Genomic DNA, 21,152 nt, shown 5'->3' on the forward strand with positions numbered 1-21,152 from the left:
AAAGAGAGGCAAAAATGGCGTTTCACACATTAAATGATCTTTCGATAGGGGAGGGGGATATTAAAACGGCTCTTGTGCGCGTTGATTTTAATGTGCCTGTGATTAACGGGACTATCCAAGATAATACCCGTTTGCTAAGGGCTAAGCGAACGATTTCTGAATTACAAAAAAAGGGTTTTAAGGTTGTTTTGATAAGTCATTTTGGTCGCCCCAAGGGGCGGGCATTATCAGAATTTTCTTTTTTGCCATTTATAGAGACGATTTCAGAAACTTTAGAAACGCCGGTTGAATTTGCTGCTGACTGTGTAGGGCCTATAGCGCAAGCGGCAGTGGCGTCTTTAGGGAAGGGTGAGGTGCTGCTCTTGGAAAATTTGCGCTTTCATGTTGGTGAAGAAGCTAATGACCAAGATTTTGCGCGCGCTTTGGCGGGTTTGGCCGATGTGTATGTGAATGATGCTTTTTCAGCTTCGCATCGAGCTCATGCTTCAATTGTCGGAGTCTGTGCATTTTTACCCGTTTTTGCTGGACGGGCTTTGCAGAAGGAATTGGATACGCTTCATCAAGCGCTAGCGGCGCCAGCGCGCCCTTTGGTGGCTCTGGTAGGCGGGGCGAAAGTATCAAGCAAGATCAATCTCTTAAATAATTTGGTGGCAAAGGTTGATGCTTTGGTTATTGGAGGGGGTATGGCGAATAGTTTTTTAGCCGCCCTTGGAAAAAAGGTCGGAAAATCCTTATGTGAACACAATTTAGGTGATACAGTGCGCGCAATCATGGCGCGGGCTAAAGCTGCCAATTGTTCACTTATTTTGCCCGTGGACGCGGCAGTGGGCTATCACTTTGAAGCGCATGCTCCTTATCAATACTATGCGGTGGACGCTATACCCACTGATGGTATGATTTTGGATGTTGGAGATCAGTCGATTGAGCGAATTAAAGCAGCAATTGATGATGCGGCGACACTGATTTGGAACGGGCCTTTGGGAGCTTTTGAGCTGCACCCTTTTGATAAGGCGACGGTTTCTTGTGCAAAAAGAGCTGCAGATCGTACTAAAGAAGGAAAATTGGTTTCGGTTGCTGGTGGGGGCGATACGGTCTCAGCTCTAAACCACGCTGGCGTGGCAAATGATTTTACTTATCTTTCTACGGCGGGGGGGGCCTTTTTGGAGTGGATGGAAGGGAAAACTTTGCCAGGGATTGCTGTTTTAGAGCGGGCTGAGCCTTAAAGGGAGATAGAAAAATAGAGAGTATAAGCGTTGCAGGGTGAACCAGTTATCTGAGTATGCTTCGGTCATAAGAGAGATGAAGTGGGGTAGAGCAAAGGAAAGAATCAATGCAAGAAAGTTTGGAAGATATTGCACAAGCGTTGGTGGCTGGTGGCAAAGGGATTTTAGCTGCTGATGAGAGTAATGCAACGATAAAAAAGCGGTTTGATACGCTTGGTATTGTCTGTACAGAAGATAGTCGACGTGCGTATCGGGAAATGTTGTTTACTAGTTCTGATGCAATGAAGCGCTATATTTCCGGCGTGATTTTGTATGATGAAACGTTGCGTCAAAAGGCGAACGATGGCAGATCTATGTCTGAAGTTATTGGAAGTTTTGGTGCCTATGCAGGGATTAAAGTGGATCGCGGCCTTAGCCCTTTGGCAGGCTTTGCTGGTGAGATGATTACTGAAGGTTTGGACGGTTTACGAGCCCGTTTGCAAGAATATTATCAACTGGGTGCGCGTTTTGCTAAATGGCGTGCTGCTTTAGCCATTGACGCATATTATTTGCCAAGCCGCTGCGCTGTGGAGCAAAATGCTTATGCTTTGGCGCGTTATGCAGCTTTATGCCAAGAGGTGGGCCTTGTGCCGATTGTCGAGCCAGAAATTTTGATGGATGGTACACCAGGAGATCATTCTATCGACCGTTGTTATGAGGTGAGTGAGGCGGTTCTACGCACGACCTTTGCGGCACTTTTTACAGCACGGGTGAAGCTTGAGGCGATGATTCTAAAACCGAATATGGTGATTGACGGTAAGAAAAAGCGCCAAGCTTCGGCGAGGGAAGTAGCAGAGAAGACAGCGCATGTTTTAAAGCGCACAGTGCCAGCTGCTGTAGCGGGGGTTGCTTTTCTTTCTGGTGGGCAGGATGATGTAGAAGCGACTGAACATTTGGCATTGATGCAGGAAATGGGCCCTTTTCCTTGGCCTTTGACCTTCTCTTATGGACGCGCTTTACAAGCAGCGGCTTTGAAGATATGGGCGGGGGAGGATATGAATATGGATGCAGCGCAACAGGCTTTTTGTCAGCGTGCGAGGATGAACGCCTTAGCGGCTTCTGGGCAATGGACCCCAGCTGCAGAACAAGAAGACTAAGAGTTTATTTTGACAAACAAGATAATAGACAGCGCCGCCCTCTTGCTAGAGTGGCGGCGCTCATTTTGTAATATAATTTAAACTATTGTTGCAATGGTTATGCGCTTGCTTTTGGAATAGTGTGTATCTTTAGTGGAAGACTTAATCCTGAGCGCTACCTTGTAAGGAAGATAACTTTGCAAAGATTTTGTCTGCATCAAGCTCTAGGTCTTGGTCATGGTCGAGCGTCAAATTTTCAGTTGCTGAAGCCGGTAAGAGACTCTCATCGTGGATAGGCTGGGGGGGGCTATTCTTTGCAGCTCGTTGCACTTCAAGATCAAGGTCGATTTGCGAGCATAGTCCTAAAGTGACGGGGTCAAGCGCAGTGAGGTTAGCTGAATTCCAATGGGTGCGGTTACGGATTTGCTCAATCGTGGATTTTGTTGTTCCAATAAGGCGGGCTATTTGCGCATCTTTAAGCTCTGGGTGGTTGCGGACTAGCCAAAGGATGGCGTTGGGTTTATCTTGACGTTTTGAAACTGGGGTATAGCGGTGGCCTTTGCGTTTATTTTCGGGTGTGCGTACTTTAGGCTCGGCCAATTTTAGACGGTACTGGCTATTCGTCTCTCCTCGGAAGATTTCATCGCGCGTTAATTGGCCAGAATTAATGGGATCAAGTCCTTTAATGCCTTGTAATGCTTCGCCATCGGCGATGGCTTTAACCTCTAGCGGATGAAGTTTGCAAAAAGCCGCAATTTGATCAAAAGTCAGAGATGTATTATCGACAAGCCAGATAGCAGTGGCTTTCGGCATTAATAATTGGGTTGCCATATTATATCCTCTTATTCGTCTGCCTGTTCACCTCGATACAGGCTCGAGCGGGACGTTGCAGTGCCATGATATTGGGAATTCTTTTGCTTTATAACCCGAATTTATGTTTACGACAAGCCGCGCGATGCCCCCTTCCTTAGTTCGAACTAATATTTAGAACAATTTTACCTTTATGGGCTCCTGTTTCCATGTAGGTGTGGGCCTTTGCAGCTTCATGTAGAGGAAAGATACGATCAATAATAGGTTTGATGCGCCCTGTTTCTAACAGGGGCCATAGATTTTTTTTTAGAGAGCGGGCGATGGCGCCTTTAAAGACGTTGTTGCGGTTGCGCAAAGTCGAACCTGTGTGAATGAGGCGTTTTTGCATCAATTGGCGGAGATCAATCAAGGCATGCTGTCCAGCTATAAAGGCAATTTGAATGATGCGACCTTCGGGTGCAGCGATTTGATAGTTTTTTTCGCAATAATCTCCGCCTACCATATCAAGGATGATATTGATTGAATTTTTGCCGCTATAAGCTTCAATGGCGGTGACAAATTCGTGTTTTCGATAATTTATACTAAGATCGGCACCTAAGCTTTGACAAAAGACGCATTTTTCGTCGCTGCCGGCTGTGGCGATGACGGTGGCGCCGAAGGCTTTGGCTAATTGGATAGCTGCGCTACCAATGCCGCCTGCACCTCCATGAATGAGAAGGCGTTGACCTGCTTTTAATCGCCCATAGTCAATGAGATTGCTCCAAACCGTAAAAAATGTCTCAGGCAAGGCGGCAGCTTCAATAAAGCTGTAAGAAGGTGGCATTTTTAGAGTGCAGGTGGCATGGGCTACGGCGTATTCAGCGTAGCCGCCGCCTGATAAGAGAGCAGTGACGCGTTCACCTATTGAAAAGTTTTTTACAGAACGTCCGCAGGCGATGATTTCACCCGAGACTTCAAGCCCTAAGAGAGTTGAGGCGCCTTTCGGTGGCGGATAGAGACCACGCCTTTGTAGAAGATCAGGCCGGTTGAGACCTGCAGCACGAACTTTGATTAAAACTTCATGCTCGGTAATAGAGGGTGTGGGAACTTTAATGAGCGATAGAACATCTGGCCCTCCGGCGCGCGAGGCAACAATTGCGTGCATGGTTTTGGGCGATTGGGATAGCATAGGTTTTGTGGAGCTTTTGGCCTAAGAATACCAGCGGGTATCGCTATGAATCGGCATTATGTTTGAGTTTTTCAATTTCTTCTTTTAGTAACAATTTTTTGCGCTTTAGGTCATTAAGATCAAGATCATTGTAAGAAGGGGAAGCGCGTGTTTGACTGATTTCAATCTCTAGAGCGTGGTGTTTTTTTTCTAAGGCTTCAAGATATGCGCTTTTTCCCATTATAATCTCCCTATTTTACCTACATATATAGGTCTTAAATGTGGCAGATTTTGGTTAATTGTTGATGAATTAAGAGGAATTATTTGATATTTTTGTTATCATATTTTATGGTGCCGCCAGTTAAAAAGGGCCGTAGAATGCTGACTGCTGCAGGTTATGATCTTCGATAGTTGGTAAAGCGGATAGGATGGATTTATGGATATTGCTATTATTATGGGGAGCCAATCTGATTGGCAGACCATGCGCCATGCGGCAGAGGTGCTTGATGAGTTAGGGGTGGCTTATGATAAGCGTATTATTTCAGCTCATCGTACTCCTGAACGGCTTTATAGTTTTGCTAAAGGTGCAAAAGCAGCCGGGTTTAAGGTGATTATCGCTGGCGCGGGGGGAGCAGCTCATTTGCCTGGGATGGTAGCAGCTCTCACACCTTTGCCTGTTTTTGGGGTGCCTGTTGAATCAAGAGTCTTGCGGGGGCAGGATTCGCTTCTTTCTATTGTACAAATGCCCGCGGGTGTTCCCGTGGGGACTTTAGCCATTGGCGCGGCCGGGGCAAGCAATGCAGCGCTCTTGGCAGCAGCAGTTTTGGCGCTTAGTGATGTAAGAATTGCTGAAAAGTTAGATAAATGGCGGCAGCTGCGTAGCGAGGCAGTAGCCGAGGCTCCTTATAATGAAGCGGAGCCTAGCCGTGCCTGATAGGAAGAAGCCGCTTCGTATAAATGGTTGTCTCGGCATTATCGGCGGCGGACAATTGGCGCGCATGCTGATTATGGCCGCGAGCCGTTTAGGTTTTAGGAGTGTGATTTTGGAGCCATTTACTGATTGTCCGGCTCATGAAGTTGCAGGGCATCATATTGTAGCTCCTTATGATGATGTGGAAGCTCTGCATCAATTGGCGTCGCAATGCGAGGTGGTAACCTATGAATTTGAAAATATAAGCCGCCCTGCTATGGATATCTTAGCGCAAAAAATTGCAGTGTTTCCCCACCCCCGCGCTTTGCAGATTTCTCAGGATCGATTGTTGGAAAAAACATTTCTGCATGAATGTGGTATTCCTACTGCGCCCTTTGCAGATGTTGATGATATGGATTCTTTAAAAATGGCTCTGGCCGAAATTGGCCCTAATGCGATATTGAAAACGCGGCGTTTTGGCTATGATGGGCGAGGTCAGATGCGCCTTAACCAACCTGATGAGGGCGCTTTGGCTAAGGCGTTCGAAGCTTTGGGCGGCAGCGGGCTTATTCTTGAAGGATTTGTCGATTTTATCAGCGAGATTTCTGTAATTGCTGCGCGTGGTGCAGATGGGACAGTGGTATTTTATGATTGCCCTGAAAATTGTCACAGAGATGGGATTTTACGAACCTCACGGGTGCCTGCGCGCCTACCGTCGGCTACTTTGCGCGCTGCAGAGCAGGCTACGCAAGTGGTGTTAGATGCTTTTAACTATGTAGGCGTGATTGGGATGGAATTTTTTGTCCTTCCCGATGGAGCTTTGCTGGCTAATGAATTTGCCCCGAGGGTGCATAATTCTGGCCATTGGACGGAAGCGGCCTGTTTTGTTTCTCAATTTGAGCAGCATATCCGCGCGATCACAGGCTTACCTTTGGGTTCTCCTCACCGCCACAGCGATTGTGTGATGGAAAATCTGATTGGTGATGATATTGAGCAGGTCGAAGGTCTTTTGGCTCAACCTGATTTGGCGCTGCATCTTTATGGAAAAAAGCTAGTTCGCTCACAACGAAAAATGGGACATTTTACGCGTTTACTTCCTAAAACGGAAACACTATAAGTGAAGACCCTAGGGAGAAGTAGATTTTGCGATAGGCTTCTCTTGACATAGAACATGTATCGGGTTATGCCGTCTCCTACTTGGCCCTTTGCGGCTGTTTTTTGCCTCATTACGGTGATTGATATGAAAATTAAAAATTCGCTAAAAGCCTTAAAGGCGCGTCACCGCGACAACCGTATGGTTCGCCGCAAAGGCCGCGTTTATATTATTAACAAAACCAATCCACGATTTAAAGCCCGCCAAGGATAAGCTTACCGCTTGAAGTTTAGGGGTTCGGCTTTAGATTTTTGGATATATTATATATAAAAGGCCCTTCAGGGGCCTTTTTTCTTTGTAAAGATTTATTTTAAATCCCTATTTGTATATGAATTGTCACATAGGGGAGATACGAGAATCGGTATGGGATAATGGTAGGGGTGTGGAGCTATATAAGGGTACGTTTAATTTTTTTAGTCTGTTGTTCTTTTATTCTGATAGCGGAATTTTTGCAGCATGCAGTGTCAGCCCCTATTTTATTTACTCAGTTGGCTGATCAAACTATGATGAAGTATCAGGAGAGACAAAGTGGCGTACTTTTGCGCCAGTTGCGCTATAGTGCATCTGAACAAGAGGCCATAGAGACTGATGCGGCTTTAAGGCGGTTGTGGCGGCAGTCGGGGAGTGCAACTGTTGATTATTTGATGCAAGGGGTGGATAAGGCTTTGGCAGAGAAAAATGAGGCCGCTGCCCTTGATTTGCTTGATGCAGTTATTGTGCTTAAGCCTGATTATGGCATGGCCTGGGTGGCGCGGGCTAAGATCCATATTCGGCGTAATGATTTGAAATTCGCTATGATGGATCTTTATCAAGCGATTCGTTATGATCTGCGGCGTTATGATGCTTGGGCTTTATTGGGCGATATTATGTCGATAACTGGCCGCGATTTATTGGCGATGAAGGCTTATCGTACTGTCCTTGATGCTTATCCACGCTTTCGGCCGGCACAAAAGATTGTTGGCGCTTTTTTAGAAAAGGAAGCGGGCGTTGTATCTTAGCTTTTGTTATTCTACTTTCTTACCAACCAGGGCGCACAAGGCCGTGGCTTTTTGCGAGTGTTTCGGGGATAATTTCATAAGCAAGTACTCGTGTTGGATCGGCGGGGGCGGGCAGACGGATTTGGCCGTTAGGTACTTGTGAAAAGCCAAATCTTTGGTAATAGGCGGCGTCTCCTATCAGTAGGAGGAAGGGCACTTGGCGTTTATGCGCTTCTTGTTGGGCTGTGTGCATGAGCTGTTTGCCAAGGCCATAATTTTGATAATCGGATGTGACAACCAAAGGCCCTAAAAGGGCGCCTCTTTGTTTGGCGATTTTGATAGCGTTCATGCGAAGTGAGGCTAGCAAGCCATTTCGACCAAGTATTATAAAGGAGAGTAGGGGATCATGGCCTATATCTTGGCGTAAAAGGTGGGCGGATCGGCTGTAGCGTCCGGGTCCAAAGGCTTGCGCAGTTAAGCTTTCTATTGCCTTTTGATAAGAGGGCGTTTCTCGTGCAAGGATAATTTCTTCCTGACCTTGGGCAGCTTGTATGGTTTGTACTTTGATGATGGAGGCTAATGGTGGGCGAGGTTTTGCTAAGTGCATGGGTGTTGAATTCTGTTAGAAGTGAGAATTAAAGGGTGACGCGCTTTAAAGATAAATAAAGCATGATAGGAGGTCTATCGGATTTTGCAAGCTATGGTTTTTGCTAAGACCTTGTACAAATTGGCGCGGGTGTTATACTGGAACCATGGTTAAACTTGCGCATATTTCAGATATTCATCTTGCTCCTTTGCCTAAGCCACGCTGGTGGGAGCTTATAGGCAAGAGGATAACGGGCTATTTGAATTGGCAAAAAAACCGCGATCATCGGATAAATGCGCGGCCGCTGGCGGCGCTTATGCTGGCTTTGCGGGAACAACTTCCGGATCATACGGTGATTTCAGGGGATTTAGTGAATCTTTCTTTGCAGGCGGAGTTTTCTGCAATGGAGCGTTGGCTTTGCAAGGAGGCCTCTGGGAAGGATATTTTCCTTACTTTAGGTAACCATGATGCTTATGTGTGTGGGGCCTTTGATCAAGCGTGTCGTATGTTTGCGCCATGGATTGAGGGAGAACGTGCTCCGGAAACGGTAGGAGCATTTCCTGTTATGCGTGTTGTTGGCGATGTAGCAGTCATTGCTGCTTCATCTGCTCTTGCAACGCCGCCTTTTTGCGCGGCGGGTTATTTTGATGTCGCTCAAGAAAAATCGTTGGGATGGCTTTTAGAGGCAGCAGCAGCGCGTGGTTTATTTCGTGTGGTGATGATTCATCATCCACCCTTTATGGAGGGAGTGGCTTGGCATAGGAAATTATGGGGGGTTCAACGCTTTTGGCGAGTAATTCGCAATTATGGCTGTGAATTGATTTTGCATGGGCATACCCATGAGCCCAGTTTGTATTATGTAGATGCTATACGCGGTTCCCCCCCTGTGGTGGGGGTAGCCTCTGCCTCACAAAGTTTTGGGGGGGTAGCACCTGCTGCTAGTTTTAATTTGTTTCATATTGATCGGGGCATAAGTGATTGGTCTTGTTGTTTGCAGCGGTATCAGGTGCTGGATGCTGCCAATACCATAGGTTTGGTTGAAGAGATAGACCTTAGTTGTACTTTAAATCATTGCTAAACCGAACTGGTGTTTAAGAACAATTGATACAGCCTGAACATATGGATGTATTTATTGGTTTTTAATTTTTATAAAGTTACTATTTAGTGTTGGAGCAGGCGGGTCGTCTTTTAAAAACTTTGGAAAATATTAACTATATTTTTTGAGGAGATTTTAAACAAAGTTTGTTAAATGAAGGCGGAGAGATTTAACGGTGATATTGCGATAGATGGCCATAAATAGGCGCTGTGGTAATCTTTGAAGCTTTTATGGTGCCTATGTTTTTTTGCCATTAGGTTCGATGATAAATTTGCAACCCTTTGATAGGAGTATTCGGCATGAGAATAATAAATAAAACAATCCGCAAGCCGTTAATATGGATGTGTTTTTGTGCATTAGCATTGGCTGGGTGCGCCAAACAGGGGGGGCTTAACGATGTCAAAGGGCTGAAGGGAGAAAGTGGCTTGAACGGCGCTAGTGCAGGTTTTCAAAATGCCCAGCCTGGTAGCGCGCAAGATTTTACTGTGAATGTGGGGGATCGAGTTTTTTTTAGCCTTGATTCCTCGTCTATTCGTCCAGATGCTCAACAAACTTTAGCACTACAAGCCCGTTGGCTGTTACGTTATCCGCAGTATAATGTAGTGATTGAAGGACACGCTGATGAACGCGGTACGAGAGAATACAACTTGGCTCTTGGACAACGCCGAGCCGTAGCGGTGCGTGATTATTTGACTTCATTGGGAGTTCCAGCTGAGAGGATTCGGGTGATCTCTTATGGGAAGGAACGACCTGTCGCACTTTGCGATGATATTTCTTGTTGGAATCAAAATCGTCGCGCAGTAACAGCGATTGATTCAACCCGTTAAAATAGGCTCTACATGCCTTTTTGAAGGATTTTAAGTGAACGCGTAAGGGCGTATAATTTTGCCATTTTTTTATAATAATAATGGTATCGGTTAAAGAATTCTGCGCCCGCCATTTCTATAGATTAGGATAGAGTGAGGCCTAGAAGGGGTTACGCAAAAGCGGTGTTTCTGAATAGATCTTGGAAAAAAAAGGCGAATCAAACTAGATCTTCTGCTTTGTTATTGGGGGCAGGGGTTTGTTATTTCATTTTTTTCGGCTTTATAGGAAGCTTACAGGGCGCTGGGCTTAGCTTGATGAGTATGCGCTTATTTGAGAAAAACTTGGGATTACCGTTATTGCGAGCTGCCCCTATATTGGAGGGGAGCGAAGGTGAGGCGGGAAAACTTGTCACTTCTCAAACGCTGTTTTTGGATCATAGTACTGCGCCGATTTTGTTGGGGGCGCCATTAGAAATTGACGAGTCTTTTTCTCAAAGCAAGTATGCATCCCCATGTGATAATCAGCGGGATGGTAGGCTTTTGATAGCTGCCAGTGGGGCCTGTGCGGCGGGAGTGTCTCAGCTATTAACCATAGCTGCTGGAGAAAAAGCATATAATCTTCAAAGCATTTCAGAGACGGAGGCTGCGGGGGGTGCTGTACAGCCGCTTGAAGGATCCTCTTTGGAAATACCGATAGAGTCACTGCGAGATGTTCAGCAGCTACAAGATGCAAAGAAATTAGAGGTGCCTCAAGGAGGCAATGGTTTAGATGAAGTGAAGCCCACAAGAACCTCTAAAGAATTATATTATATTGGATATAAGCACATTTTAGTTGGTGATTATCGAGCCGCAGAAGCAGTGTTTTTGGCTTTTTTAAAGCGTTATCCCCAAGATCCTTTACATGCGGACGCGCATTTTTGGTTGGGTGAAGCGCTTTTTGCGCAAAAGCGTTATCGTGAAGCAGCAGATGTATATATTGCTACGGATGCTGAATATAAGGGGGGGGGGCTTGGAGCAGAAAATTTATTGAAATTAGGAATCGCTCTAAGTCAACTGAACGATAAAGGTATGGCCTGTGAGATTTTTAAAGCGGCGTTTGAACGTTATCCACATATGGAGGCAGCCTTGCGTAATCGCGTGCAAGTGCAGCAGGGGCAGAACGCGTGCCTATAAAGACAAGTCAATATTTTCTACCTACGGATTTTTTTCATACGAAAACGGTAATTGCTGCTGTTTCGGGTGGTAGCGATTCTTTAGCATTATTATTTTTATTGCGTGCTTATTTGAATGAGGCGGCCAAATATTATGCTTCTCTACCGCGTTTGATAGCGGTGACAGTTGATCACCGTTTGCGTCCTGAATCGGGATGTGAGGTGGCATTTGTAGAAGCGGTTTGCGCACAATATAAGATTCATCACCATCGATTAGAATGGCGGGGGGAAAAGCCCTCTGCTGGGCTTTCTGCCAAAGCGCGCTTGATGCGGTATTATCTCTTGGCAGAGGCAGCTGCGCACTTTGATGCACGTGTTATTATGACTGGTCATACATTAAATGATCAAGTGGAGACTTATTTTATGCGCGCGAAGCGGGGAGCTGGTCGTGGATTGGCAGCAATACCACGCGAATCAATCTTGATGGGGCGCTGGCGCCTTATTCGTCCGCTTTTGGGTTTAAAGCGCACGACTTTACGTGCTTATTTACAACATTATGCACAGGGGTGGGTGGAGGATCCCAGCAATCAAAATTTACGCTATGAGCGCGTGCGCATGCGTCAAACCTTGACAGATGCCCAAGAGGGGGAAGCTATGGAAGCCGTTGCGTTGGCGAGCGAGGAGCGGCGTGTTCAGGCACAGCGTATTGCGCATTGGCTTGCGCAACAAACTTTTGTTCGGCAAGGCGGCCAGTATCAATTATATATGGAGAGACCTACTGAGCTTGATCGCATTGATTTTTTGTTTGCTCTGGGGCTTTTGGCTTCTATCATCGGTGGTAAGGGTTATGCGCCACGTCCTAGACAGCTTATAGCTTTGGATCAGCGGTTGCAGGCGGAGAGGGTTCGCTTTAGCTTTTTTGGAGCGGTGATTGATTATACCCCTACATCTGTGCGGTTTTGGCGTGAGAATCGGCATCAGCCTAGCCTTTGGCTCGAGGCTGGCGCACTGGTTTTATGGGATGGGCGTTATGAGGTGGAAAACCACGAAGCATTTCCGGTGTATCTTGCGCCTATCCACTGCCTTAGGTCTGACTTTGTCAGCCCGCTTTTAAAAGAGCGCGGTCTTTCACTGGCACTTATGCGTGGAGAATTAGCGATTCTTAGCCATAAGGGAGTGGATTTTCCTTTGCACAAGGGGGATGAAAAGGTACATTCTAAGATAGTTTTTCGGCCGATTTTTTCGCCCTTTCACTGGCTGTTTTCAAAAGATGATTCTCCAATTGTTGAGCAATTGGTTAGGCTTTTTGGCTGGGAATGGGAGACAATTGGAAAAAAGCCTTGGGAAACGTCATGAAAAAACGCCCCTATGCCTTGGCAAGGGCAGCTTGAACACATATGTTACAAGTATTATTGCCTCAGCCTAGTTGATTGGATGACAGAATATGAATTCAAATTATCGCTCCTATGTTATTTGGGGGATCATCGCTTTATTGTTGATTGCTGTATTTTCCTTTTTTAATGGTAAGAATCAGCAAGGAGGGAGTGAGGTTTCCTATTCTGAATTTTTGAACCGTGTTGATAGCCATGACGTCAAAACTGTAATTATTCAAGGTCAGCAACTGACGGGGCGTACCGTTGATAATCGGACGATTACCGCTTATGCGCCGCGCGATCCTAATTTGATCAGCCGTTTGGAACAAAAGAATGTAAATGTTCAAGCCCAGCCCGAAAGTACTGGTAATAGCACTTTGATGAATCTCTTATTTTCGCTTTTGCCTATTTTGGTCTTGGTAGGCATGTGGGTCTTTTTTATGCGTCAAATGCAAGGCGGGTCACGCGGGGCTATGGGTTTTGGCAAGTCGAAAGCTAAGTTATTGAGCGAGGCTCAGGGGCGTGTAACGTTTCAAGACGTAGCGGGTGTAGATGAAGCTAAGCAGGACCTTGAAGAGATTGTTGAATTTCTACGCGAGCCACAAAAATTCCAGAGGCTTGGCGGGCGCATCCCGCGCGGTGTATTATTGGTAGGTCCGCCTGGGACGGGGAAAACTTTGCTGGCGCGTTCAGTCGCCGGCGAGGCCAATGTGCCTTTCTTTACCATTTCGGGTTCAGATTTTGTAGAAATGTTTGTTGGGGTTGGGGCAAGCCGCGTACGTGATATGTTTGAGCAGGCGAAAAAGAACGCGCCTTGTATTATTTTTATTGATGAAATTGACGCAGTCGGTCGTCATCGTGGTGCGGGGCTTGGTGGCGGCAATGATGAGCGTGAACAAACTCTTAATCAACTTTTGGTAGAAATGGATGGCTTTGAGCCTAATGAAAGCATTATTTTGATCGCTGCCACTAACCGGCCTGATGTATTGGACCCCGCTCTTTTGCGGCCAGGTCGTTTCGATAGACAGGTGGTAGTACCCAATCCTGACGTGGCGGGGCGTGAGCAGATTTTGAATGTACACATCCGTAATGTACCTTTGGCACCTAATGTGGATCTGAAGGTGATTGCTCGTGGTACACCTGGTTTTTCAGGTGCAGAACTGATGAACTTGGTTAACGAAGCAGCTTTGATGGCGGCACGGCGCAATAAGCGCTTGGTAACCATGCAGGAGTTTGAAGACGCTAAAGATAAGGTAATGATGGGTAGCGAACGGCGCTCAAATGCTATGACTCAAGCTGAGAAAGAGCTTACGGCTTACCATGAAGCGGGTCATGCTATCCTCGCTTTAAACATGCCAATGGCTGATCCTATCCATAAGGCGACTATTGTACCGCGCGGGCGCGCTTTAGGAATGATTTTGCAATTACCAGAGGGAGATCGGTATTCGGCTAGCTATCGTTTTATGATCTCGCGCTTAGCTATCGCGATGGGCGGGCGTGTTGCGGAAGAGTTAAAATTTGGTAAGGATAATATAACCTCGGGAGCAGCTTCGGATATTGAACAGGCGACAAAGTTGGCGCGTGCTATGGTGATGCGCTGGGGCTTTTCAGATAGATTAGGCCAAGTAGCTTATGGCGATAACCAGGATGAAGTGTTTTTAGGTCATTCTGTGGCTCGCACGCAAAATATTTCTGAAGAAACCGCGCAATTGATTGATTCTGAAGTGCGGCGTTTGATTGATGATGCTTATCAAACCGCTATTAACACCTTGATGGACCATAAAAAAGAATGGGTTGCCCTTGCGGAAGGTTTATTGGAATACGAAACCCTGAATGCTACAGAGATTCGTGAAGTGATTGCAGGCAAGCCTCCTTCACGCAATATGGGTAATGATCACGCTCCAGTGCGGCATCCCGTAGTACCAAAGACAGGACAAATTTCCGCCGCAGAAGCTTTGCCGCAATCAATGATGGGCGGGACAGAGGTAGAAGCAAGCGAGGATGTGGTTAGCAAAGCCGAGAAGGAAGAGGAAAGCCATCAAGCTACGGCAAGCCGATCTAAACGTCAGTCAAAAGACTCTGTCTCTCGTGATTCTGAAAGTGAGTGATAGCTTTGGGGATATAGGTGCTTCTTGGTAGCGTTCACTCTTTTTTGTCGATGAAGGGCTTTGTTAAGAATAGGTCTGTCATTAACCTCTTGTTTAACATAAGAACCGGGTAGGGGATTGCGTAGATGAAAAGTTTTTTTGAAAGGTTTGTTGCAGATTTTGGGGGGTGAGTGGTTTAAGGATAGGGAGACGGCCAAGGATGGGCGCATCTGTGAGATGCGCAATAATATTTTGGCTTTCAGGCTCTGGGTTGCCAATAAAAATGATACCTTTAAGAGAAAGGCCTCGGCGATTAATCGCTTCGATTGATAACAGGGTGTGGTTGATAGTCCCCAAGCCAGTTTTGCTACATAAGATAAGTGGAAAATTCCAGCGCGCAAAGACGTCAATAAAGGTTGCTTGTTGGTTAAGCGGTACCATTAAGCCACCTGCCCCTTCTATAATCAATGGCCCTTGAACAGCGGGCGGGGTAAGTTGTGTGAGTTCGATATGTTTTCCTTCTGCAGCTGCTGCTGCATGGGGGGAGGCGGCTTTTTTGAGGCGATAGGCTTCGGGCAAGATTTTATTGGAGGGCGCTTGGCTTAAGCGGCGCACTGTTTGACTATCAGTTTCTTCTTCAAGTCCAGCTTGGACGGGCTTCCAATAGGATGCATTTAAAAGCTGCACAAGACCCGCGGCAAAGACGGTTTTGCCGATATTTGTGTCGGTGCCAGTAATTACAAAACGTGGATGCATGAAATCTTTTGAAAAGCTTTTATGAGAGACAACCCTTTAACATTTTAGTCTAAGTTTTAGAGTAGCATGCTTGGAATGCTTAGTCTAGAAAGTATAGTGGTTATGGTTTGGGCATTGCAAGATTGGCACTAATTTTTTCATGGTAGGATGTTTATTAAAAGGCGGGTTCTGTGCATGATTGTGTAGCATAGCGTTAGTAATGAATGGTTTGAAAGGTGCTTGAAAGTCCATGATATAGGAGAAGGCGCCCGATAAGTGGTGTTCCACTTTTTGTGATTAATTTAATAACTTCAAGAGCTTGTAGAGAGCCAATAATGCCTGCGAGCGCCCCTACTACGCCAATTTGAGTACAATTTTCTTGTTGGTCATCGGGCGGTGGCACAGGAAAAAGGTCACGATAATGAGGATTATTGCTTTGATAGGGCATGAGTACTGTTACCATGCCATCAAAGCGTTGAATGGCACCACTGACTAAGGGTTTTTGAAGAATAGCTGCATAGTCGGCTAATAAATAGCGTGTTGCAAAGTTATCGCTTGCATCAACGATAATATCATAAGGCGCAAGCAGTGACTCTATTATATCTGCGGTAAGTTTTTGGCAATGGGTCGTGAGCTTGACGTAGGGGTTGCGTGCAGTGATAAAGCGCTCAGCAGCGGCGGTTTTGGGGTGGCCTTGATCTTGATCACAATAAAGGATTTGTCGTTGGAGGTTGGATAGACTGACGTCATCGTGGTCGATAAGGCCAAGATGCCCTACGCCTGCGGCTGCGAGATAAGCTAAAACGGGGCTACCAAGGCCGCCCGCTCCTATGACTAAGACTCGCGCTGTTTTCAGCTTTTGCTGGCCCGCCCCACCAATTTCTGGCAAAACAAGGTGGCGGGCATAGCGCTCAATTTCGGCTGGCGTGAAATTTTCTCCCATTGTCTTTAGAATTCCTTGCATCATCTTTGGTTTATTGTCATCATTCTATTCCATAGCGCAAGATCATTTTTTTATATAGGGGCTCTTAAATGAAAATAGCATTGCAAATGGATCATATTTCTGGCCTTCAGATTAGAGGAGATACAACCTTTGCTTTGGCGTTAGAAGCTGCGCGGCGTGGCTACCATCTTTTTCATTATACGCCCGATACTTTGTCGCAAAGAGGCAATGAAGTTTTTGCTTCCCTTGAACCTCTCACGGTTTATGATGTGGAGGGAGACCATTATCGCTTGGGGTCTCCTCAACGGTATGCTCTTAGCGAGATGGATGTGGTCTTATTACGGCAAGACCCGCCTTTTGATATGCATTATATTACTACCACCCACTTGCTAGAGCGTATCCATCCGGATACTTTGGTGGTGAATAACCCAGTTTCCGTTCGCAATTGCCCCGAAAAAATCTTTGTTACACAATTTGCTGATTTGATGCCTGAGACATTAATCAGTCAAGATCGGGCTGAAATTGAGGCCTTTCGCGCTGAATTAGGCGATATTATCATTAAACCTCTTTACGGAAATGGTGGGGCAGGTGTTTTTCATATTACGCCTCAAGACAGAAATTTAAGCGCATTATTAGAGCTATTTGCCGCCCATTATCGAGAGCCTTTTATTGTGCAGCGCTACCTACCAGAGGTGCGAGCGGGCGATAAGCGGATTATTTTGCTTGATGGTAAGCCCATGGGTGCGATTAATCGTGTGCCAGCTGAAAATGACGCACGTTCTAACATGCATGTAGGTGGGCGTGCCGAAAAAAGCGAGCTTGGCGCCCGCGACCATGAAATTTGCGCGCGCTTAGGCCCTGCTTTGCAAGCGCATGGTTTTTTATTAACGGGGATTGATGTGATTGGTGGTTTCCTTACAGAGATCAATGTTACATCGCCTACTGGTATTCGTGAAATTCAACGTTTTGGCGGAGCTAATATTGCTATACATTTTTGGGATGCAGTGGAAACCAAACTTAGCGCCTTCTAATTCTATGGTGTCATCTTAGTGTCATAAGAGGGCTATATGAAGCGTTTATAGTGCTTGTTTTGGCAATGATCCATAATGTTATGAGGAGTGTGATGGATGAAAAAAGTATTCTTAGGCGCGGTTCTTGCGTTAATGTCTGGAGCGACGCTGGTTGGAGGTGCTTATGCACGAGATCAGATTAGCATAACTGGATCTTCAACAGTTTTGCCTTATGCAAAAATTGTAGCAGAGAATTTTGGAGAAACCTATCCCCAGTTTAAAGTGCCAATTGTTGAGTCGGGGGGCTCCGGCGCGGGGATCAAAGAATTTTGCCGGGGAGTGGGCGAGGATACGATTGATATTGTTAATTCTTCGCGTCCAATGAAAACATCTGAACTTCAATCTTGCATTGCCAATGGAGTAAAAGATGTGGAAGAAGTACGTATTGGCTATGATGGAATTGTTTTTGCGACGGATATCAAAGGCCCTGACTGGCATTTAACGCCTGCTGATGTTTATAAGGCGTTGGCAGCAAAAGTAGTTGTGAACGGGGAATTAGTCTCTAACAACGTTAAAAAATGGAATGACGTTGACCCTCAATTGCCTGCTTGGAATATCGCTGCTTATATTCCAGGTGAAAAGCATGGAACTCGCGAAGTATTTGAAGAAAAATTATTAGCTATTGGTTGTCAAGATAGCGGTGCAGCGGCGGCTATGAAAAAGATGGGCATGGATGATAAGTCTATTATCGCTACTTGCATTGCGGTGCGCAAGGATGGAAAGGTTATTGATATTGATGGTGATTATTCTGAAACTTTAGCGCGGATTATTTCTAATAAAACTGGTATCGGGGTATTTGGTCTCGCCTTTTATGAAAACAACGCAGATAAGTTAAAAGTAGCTAGGGTAAGCGGTATTGCTCCAAGTGTTGAAACGATTGTAAGTGGTAAATATCCGGTTTCACGGCCTCTGTTTTTTTATGTAAAAAAAGCACATTTGGGGGTTGTTCCTGGTCTGAAAGAATATGTAGATTTTTTCCTTTCTGACCAAATGATTGGTCCAGATGGACCTTTGGTTGAGTATGGCTTAGTTCCTCTCTCAGAATCAGAACGCGAAGCCCAACGTAACGCTTTTGCTGACGGTTTAATTATGGTAGCCCAATAAAACTCCAAAGCCATAGCATGCTGTGTGTGGAATGGAGGTTTTGGCGCGTTTCTAAATAGGTGTATTTTGGGATTGAAAATAGAGGCGGTGTCTAGCTTGGTTACGATTTTGATCATCTTAATTTTAGCTTTTTTGGGCTTTGCGGCGGCCTATAGGCGCGCGCGTCATATGGAAGACCAGGGTAAAAAAATGCATTCGCGCCCCCATTACTATGGTTGGTGGACGGCGCTTATGACTTTGCTGCCCGCTTTAATTTTTATGACTTTATGGGATAGCGTAAGCGATTTGTATTTAGAGCATCGCTCTCAAAAACAAATGGAGACTAGTGTCGCTACCGACCGCTTAAATCCGAGGTTGGGTATGGCAACTATCCGCACCTTAAGTAAGGTAATTGATCTCTACCCCGCTGATCAAAAGGATGACCAAGGGGTGGAAATTAGCGTGGCTTCGAATCCATCTTATGCCGCCATCCGTGCTCAATTAAGTAAGCAGGGGAAAATTCTGCCGCTTAATGGGCAGGATTTTATGGTAACTATCGCTAAGGCATGGGCAGAGAGCGCTAAGATACTTTCGTTTATTGGCCGTATCGGCGGGCTGTCAATTGCCGCCATAGGGTTTTCGGTTGCTTTCTCCCAAATTAGCGCACGTCAGAGAGCACGCAATAAAGTGGAGCAGCTTTTGCTTTGGGGGCTTATTTGTGCTTCGACCGTGGCCATTCTCACCACTATTGGTATTATATTATCTATGTTATTTCAAACGGTGAGTTTTTTCCAATCGGTTTCACTTAGTAATTTCTTTTTTGGTACTGTTTGGGATCCGCGTTTTGCGGGGGCGGGCGCTGCAGAAATGGGGGGGCAATTTGGTTTATTGCCACTTTTAGCTGGAACGCTTTATATCGCTTTGGTAGCGATGATATTTGCAGTGCCGGTGGGTTTGTTTTCGGCAATTTATATGGCTGAGTACGCTTTGCCGCGTGTGCGTGCGGTGATTAAGCCGCTTCTTGAGGTTTTGGCTGGCATTCCAACGATTGTTTATGGTTATTTTGCTTTGACAATAGTGGGGCCTTTTTTACGTGATCTTTCTGCGGCTATTGCGGGTGGACACGGTTTTGTTATGGCGCAAAGCGTGTTAACGGCGGGGCTTGTTATGGGGGTTATGTTGATCCCTTTTGTATCTTCTTTATCCGATGATATTATTACAGCAGTGCCGCGCTCTTTACGCGATGGATCCTATGGGTTAGGGGCGACACGTTCGGAAACTATGAAAAGAGTAATTTTGCCCGCTGCTCTACCGGGGATTGTGGGTGCGCTTTTATTAACAGCCTCCCGTGCTATTGGCGAAACAATGATTGTGGTTTTGGCTGCGGGTGTAGCTGCTAATTTGACTTTGAGCCCTTTTGAAGCAATGACGACTATGACGGTAAAGATTGTTAACCAATTGACGGGAGATTTAGAGTTTAATTCGCCCCAGACTTTGGTAGCCTTTGCTTTAGGTATGAGTCTTTTTGTTTTGACGCTATTTATGAATATTTTTGCACTTTATATTGTGCGTAAATACCAGGAGCAATATGAATGAACGCGCCTGTTACACCATCACGCCGCGACATTGGTTTGGTGCATCGATACCGGAGAGAGCGTCGCTTCCGTTTTTATGGGGTTGTGGCTATTTCAGTGGGGCTATTTTTTCTTTTCGCTTTGTTATGGTCGGTTTTTTCAAACGGCTATTCTGCTTTTTGGCAAACAACGATACAGATTCCTGTTTATTTGGATTCTCATATTATCGACCCAAAAGATCAACGCGTCCAAGATCCTCAGATATTGCAAAGTGCCAATTACCCGCTGGTGGTACGCAATGCTTTGGCTAAGGAATTGGGTATTTCGTTTAATGATAGACGTGCTTTGCGTGATCTCAATCGTTTTTTTTCGCAATCAGTTAGGGCTAATATGCGCGCTTTTGTGATGGAGCGCCCTGACCTTATTAATACGACTGTGACATTGTCCTTTTTGGCAAGTGCGGACATCGATTCTGCTTATAAGGGGCAAATTGATTTAAGTGTTCCTGAAACTAGCCGTAAAGTTTCTAATTTGGCGATAGGCTGGATGCAGCAATTGGCAGCGAAAGGGGAGCTTTATAAGGCATTTAATTGGGGTCTTTTTACTTTTGGAGCTTCAAGCCGGCCCGAGACATCCGGCCTTGGTGTGGCGATTATTGGCTCTCTTTATATGATGCTAATTGTGCTTATCTTGGCGCTTCCTATTGGTGTAGCAACGGCTCTTTATCTAGAAGAATACGCATGGAAAAATAAATTTACCGATTTAATTGAGGTAAATATTAATAATTTGGCAGCCGTTCCTTCAATTGTTTTTGGGTTATTGGGTCTTTCTGTATTCATTAATGTTATTGGCTTGCCTCGTTCTTCGGCTTTGGTGGGCGGGCTGGTTTTAACACTTATGACTTTGCCAACCATTATTATCGCTACGCGTTCAGCCCTGCGGGCGGTGCCGCCTTCTATTCGCGCTGCAGCTTTAGGGCTTGGAGCGTCGAAAAGTCAGATGGTGTTTCAGCATGTTTTGCCGCTTGCTGCTCCGGGTATTTTGACGGGGACGATTATTGGTCTTGCGCAAGCTTTGGGGGAAACAGCACCACTTTTACTCATTGGAATGGTGGCTTTTGTTGCTAATATTCCCACAACCCCGTTTGATCCCGCTACGGCTTTGCCGGTTCAGATTTATATGTGGGCTGGCGAGGCTGAGCGTGCTTTTGTGGAACGGACTTCAGCGGCGATTATGGTTCTATTAGCTTTTTTGGCGTTCATGAATATCATTGCTGTTATTTTGCGGCGGCGGTTTGAGCGGCGTTGGTGAGA

General features: G+C 45.8%; 21 protein-coding genes. 15 read left to right on the forward strand and 6 right to left on the reverse strand.

Annotated features, from left to right (window positions below; translation table 11 throughout):
- The first annotated feature begins 14 nt into the window (after positions 1-14).
- The gene (locus ACK28X_RS10420) at positions 15-1,223 is read left to right on the forward strand and encodes a phosphoglycerate kinase (protein WP_412058889.1); all 1,209 of its coding nucleotides are present in this window, start codon (positions 15-17) and stop codon (positions 1,221-1,223) included.
- A 107-nt stretch (positions 1,224-1,330) separates the two neighbouring features.
- Positions 1,331-2,359: a class I fructose-bisphosphate aldolase gene (locus ACK28X_RS10425; RefSeq protein WP_412058890.1), complete on the forward strand. Its 1,029-nt coding sequence runs from the start codon at positions 1,331-1,333 to the stop codon at positions 2,357-2,359.
- 141 nt (positions 2,360-2,500) lie between these two features.
- Here the strand turns inward: ACK28X_RS10425 and ACK28X_RS10430 are convergent, their stop codons facing one another.
- The 3 genes from ACK28X_RS10430 to ACK28X_RS10440 all read right to left on the reverse strand — a co-directional run bounded on the left by ACK28X_RS10430 (position 2,501) and on the right by ACK28X_RS10440 (position 4,536).
- Positions 2,501-3,169, reverse strand: coding sequence for a DUF1013 domain-containing protein (locus ACK28X_RS10430; protein ID WP_412058891.1), 669 nt, complete (start codon positions 3,167-3,169; stop codon positions 2,501-2,503).
- A 136-nt stretch (positions 3,170-3,305) separates the two neighbouring features.
- Positions 3,306-4,292 (reverse strand): NAD(P)H-quinone oxidoreductase, encoded by a 987-nt coding sequence (locus tag ACK28X_RS10435; protein WP_412058892.1) that lies wholly within the window; start codon positions 4,290-4,292, stop codon positions 3,306-3,308.
- A 67-nt stretch (positions 4,293-4,359) separates the two neighbouring features.
- Positions 4,360-4,536 carry a DUF465 domain-containing protein gene (locus tag ACK28X_RS10440; RefSeq protein ID WP_412058893.1) on the reverse strand — a complete coding sequence of 59 codons (177 nt, stop codon included), beginning with the start codon at positions 4,534-4,536 and terminating at the stop codon, positions 4,360-4,362.
- A 195-nt stretch (positions 4,537-4,731) separates the two neighbouring features.
- Here ACK28X_RS10440 and purE point away from each other — a divergent pair, with 195 nt between their 5' ends.
- From purE to ACK28X_RS10460, 4 genes are all read left to right on the forward strand, one after another.
- Complete coding sequence (purE, locus tag ACK28X_RS10445; RefSeq protein WP_412058894.1) at positions 4,732-5,229, forward strand: 5-(carboxyamino)imidazole ribonucleotide mutase; 498 nt, start codon at positions 4,732-4,734, stop codon at positions 5,227-5,229.
- The gene (locus ACK28X_RS10450) at positions 5,204-6,322 is read left to right on the forward strand and encodes a 5-(carboxyamino)imidazole ribonucleotide synthase (RefSeq protein WP_412058895.1); all 1,119 of its coding nucleotides are present in this window, start codon (positions 5,204-5,206) and stop codon (positions 6,320-6,322) included. Before purE ends, ACK28X_RS10450 begins: the two co-directional genes overlap by 26 nt.
- A 123-nt stretch (positions 6,323-6,445) precedes the next feature.
- A complete protein-coding gene (ykgO, locus tag ACK28X_RS10455; RefSeq protein ID WP_412059127.1) occupies positions 6,446-6,571 on the forward strand; it encodes a type B 50S ribosomal protein L36 in 126 nt (41 codons plus the stop codon).
- 236 nt (positions 6,572-6,807) lie between these two features.
- A complete protein-coding gene (locus ACK28X_RS10460) occupies positions 6,808-7,356 on the forward strand; it encodes a hypothetical protein (RefSeq protein WP_412058896.1) in 549 nt (182 codons plus the stop codon).
- A 19-nt stretch (positions 7,357-7,375) separates the two neighbouring features.
- Here the strand turns inward: ACK28X_RS10460 and ACK28X_RS10465 are convergent, their stop codons facing one another.
- A complete protein-coding gene (locus tag ACK28X_RS10465) occupies positions 7,376-7,942 on the reverse strand; it encodes a GNAT family N-acetyltransferase (protein WP_412058897.1) in 567 nt (188 codons plus the stop codon).
- Between the two features lie 145 nt (positions 7,943-8,087).
- Here ACK28X_RS10465 and ACK28X_RS10470 point away from each other — a divergent pair, with 145 nt between their 5' ends.
- The 5 genes from ACK28X_RS10470 to ftsH all read left to right on the forward strand — a co-directional run bounded on the left by ACK28X_RS10470 (position 8,088) and on the right by ftsH (position 14,455).
- Entirely contained in the window at positions 8,088-8,999 is a 912-nt protein-coding gene (locus tag ACK28X_RS10470; protein WP_412058898.1) for a metallophosphoesterase family protein, read from the forward strand.
- Positions 9,000-9,316: 317 nt separating this feature from the next.
- A complete protein-coding gene (pal, locus tag ACK28X_RS10475; protein ID WP_412058899.1) occupies positions 9,317-9,844 on the forward strand; it encodes a peptidoglycan-associated lipoprotein Pal in 528 nt (175 codons plus the stop codon).
- 294 nt (positions 9,845-10,138) lie between these two features.
- Positions 10,139-10,996 carry a tol-pal system protein YbgF gene (gene ybgF, locus ACK28X_RS10480; protein ID WP_412058900.1) on the forward strand — a complete coding sequence of 286 codons (858 nt, stop codon included), beginning with the start codon at positions 10,139-10,141 and terminating at the stop codon, positions 10,994-10,996.
- Positions 10,987-12,330, forward strand: a complete 1,344-nt coding sequence (tilS, locus tag ACK28X_RS10485) for a tRNA lysidine(34) synthetase TilS (protein ID WP_412058901.1) — start codon at positions 10,987-10,989, stop codon at positions 12,328-12,330. The genes ybgF and tilS overlap by 10 nt, the downstream gene beginning before the upstream one ends.
- A gap of 88 nt (positions 12,331-12,418) precedes the next feature.
- Entirely contained in the window at positions 12,419-14,455 is a 2,037-nt protein-coding gene (gene ftsH / locus ACK28X_RS10490) for an ATP-dependent zinc metalloprotease FtsH (protein ID WP_412058902.1), read from the forward strand.
- A 93-nt stretch (positions 14,456-14,548) separates the two neighbouring features.
- On the opposite strand, the gene bioD is transcribed toward ftsH, so the two are convergent.
- Together bioD and ACK28X_RS10500 are read right to left on the reverse strand one after the other, a co-directional pair.
- Positions 14,549-15,190 (reverse strand): dethiobiotin synthase, encoded by a 642-nt coding sequence (gene bioD / locus ACK28X_RS10495; RefSeq protein ID WP_412058903.1) that lies wholly within the window; start codon positions 15,188-15,190, stop codon positions 14,549-14,551.
- Positions 15,191-15,383: 193 nt separating this feature from the next.
- On the reverse strand, positions 15,384-16,136 hold the full coding sequence (locus ACK28X_RS10500) for a HesA/MoeB/ThiF family protein (RefSeq protein ID WP_412058904.1): 753 nt from the start codon (positions 16,134-16,136) through the stop codon (positions 15,384-15,386).
- A 65-nt stretch (positions 16,137-16,201) separates the two neighbouring features.
- Between ACK28X_RS10500 and gshB the strand changes: the two genes are divergently transcribed.
- The 4 genes from gshB to pstA all read left to right on the forward strand — a co-directional run bounded on the left by gshB (position 16,202) and on the right by pstA (position 21,150).
- On the forward strand, positions 16,202-17,143 hold the full coding sequence (gene gshB / locus ACK28X_RS10505; protein ID WP_412058905.1) for a glutathione synthase: 942 nt from the start codon (positions 16,202-16,204) through the stop codon (positions 17,141-17,143).
- Between the two features lie 96 nt (positions 17,144-17,239).
- Entirely contained in the window at positions 17,240-18,286 is a 1,047-nt protein-coding gene (locus ACK28X_RS10510) for a PstS family phosphate ABC transporter substrate-binding protein (protein ID WP_412058906.1), read from the forward strand.
- 87 nt (positions 18,287-18,373) lie between these two features.
- The gene (pstC, locus tag ACK28X_RS10515; protein WP_412058907.1) at positions 18,374-19,861 is read left to right on the forward strand and encodes a phosphate ABC transporter permease subunit PstC; all 1,488 of its coding nucleotides are present in this window, start codon (positions 18,374-18,376) and stop codon (positions 19,859-19,861) included.
- Positions 19,858-21,150, forward strand: coding sequence for a phosphate ABC transporter permease PstA (gene pstA / locus ACK28X_RS10520; RefSeq protein WP_412058908.1), 1,293 nt, complete (start codon positions 19,858-19,860; stop codon positions 21,148-21,150). Before pstC ends, pstA begins: the two co-directional genes overlap by 4 nt.
- Positions 21,151-21,152 lie beyond the last annotated feature (2 nt).

Origin of the sequence: Bartonella sp. DGB2, assembly GCF_046843095.1 — a bacterium.
In the GTDB taxonomy this organism is placed as follows: Bacteria; Pseudomonadota; Alphaproteobacteria; order Rhizobiales; family Rhizobiaceae; genus Bartonella.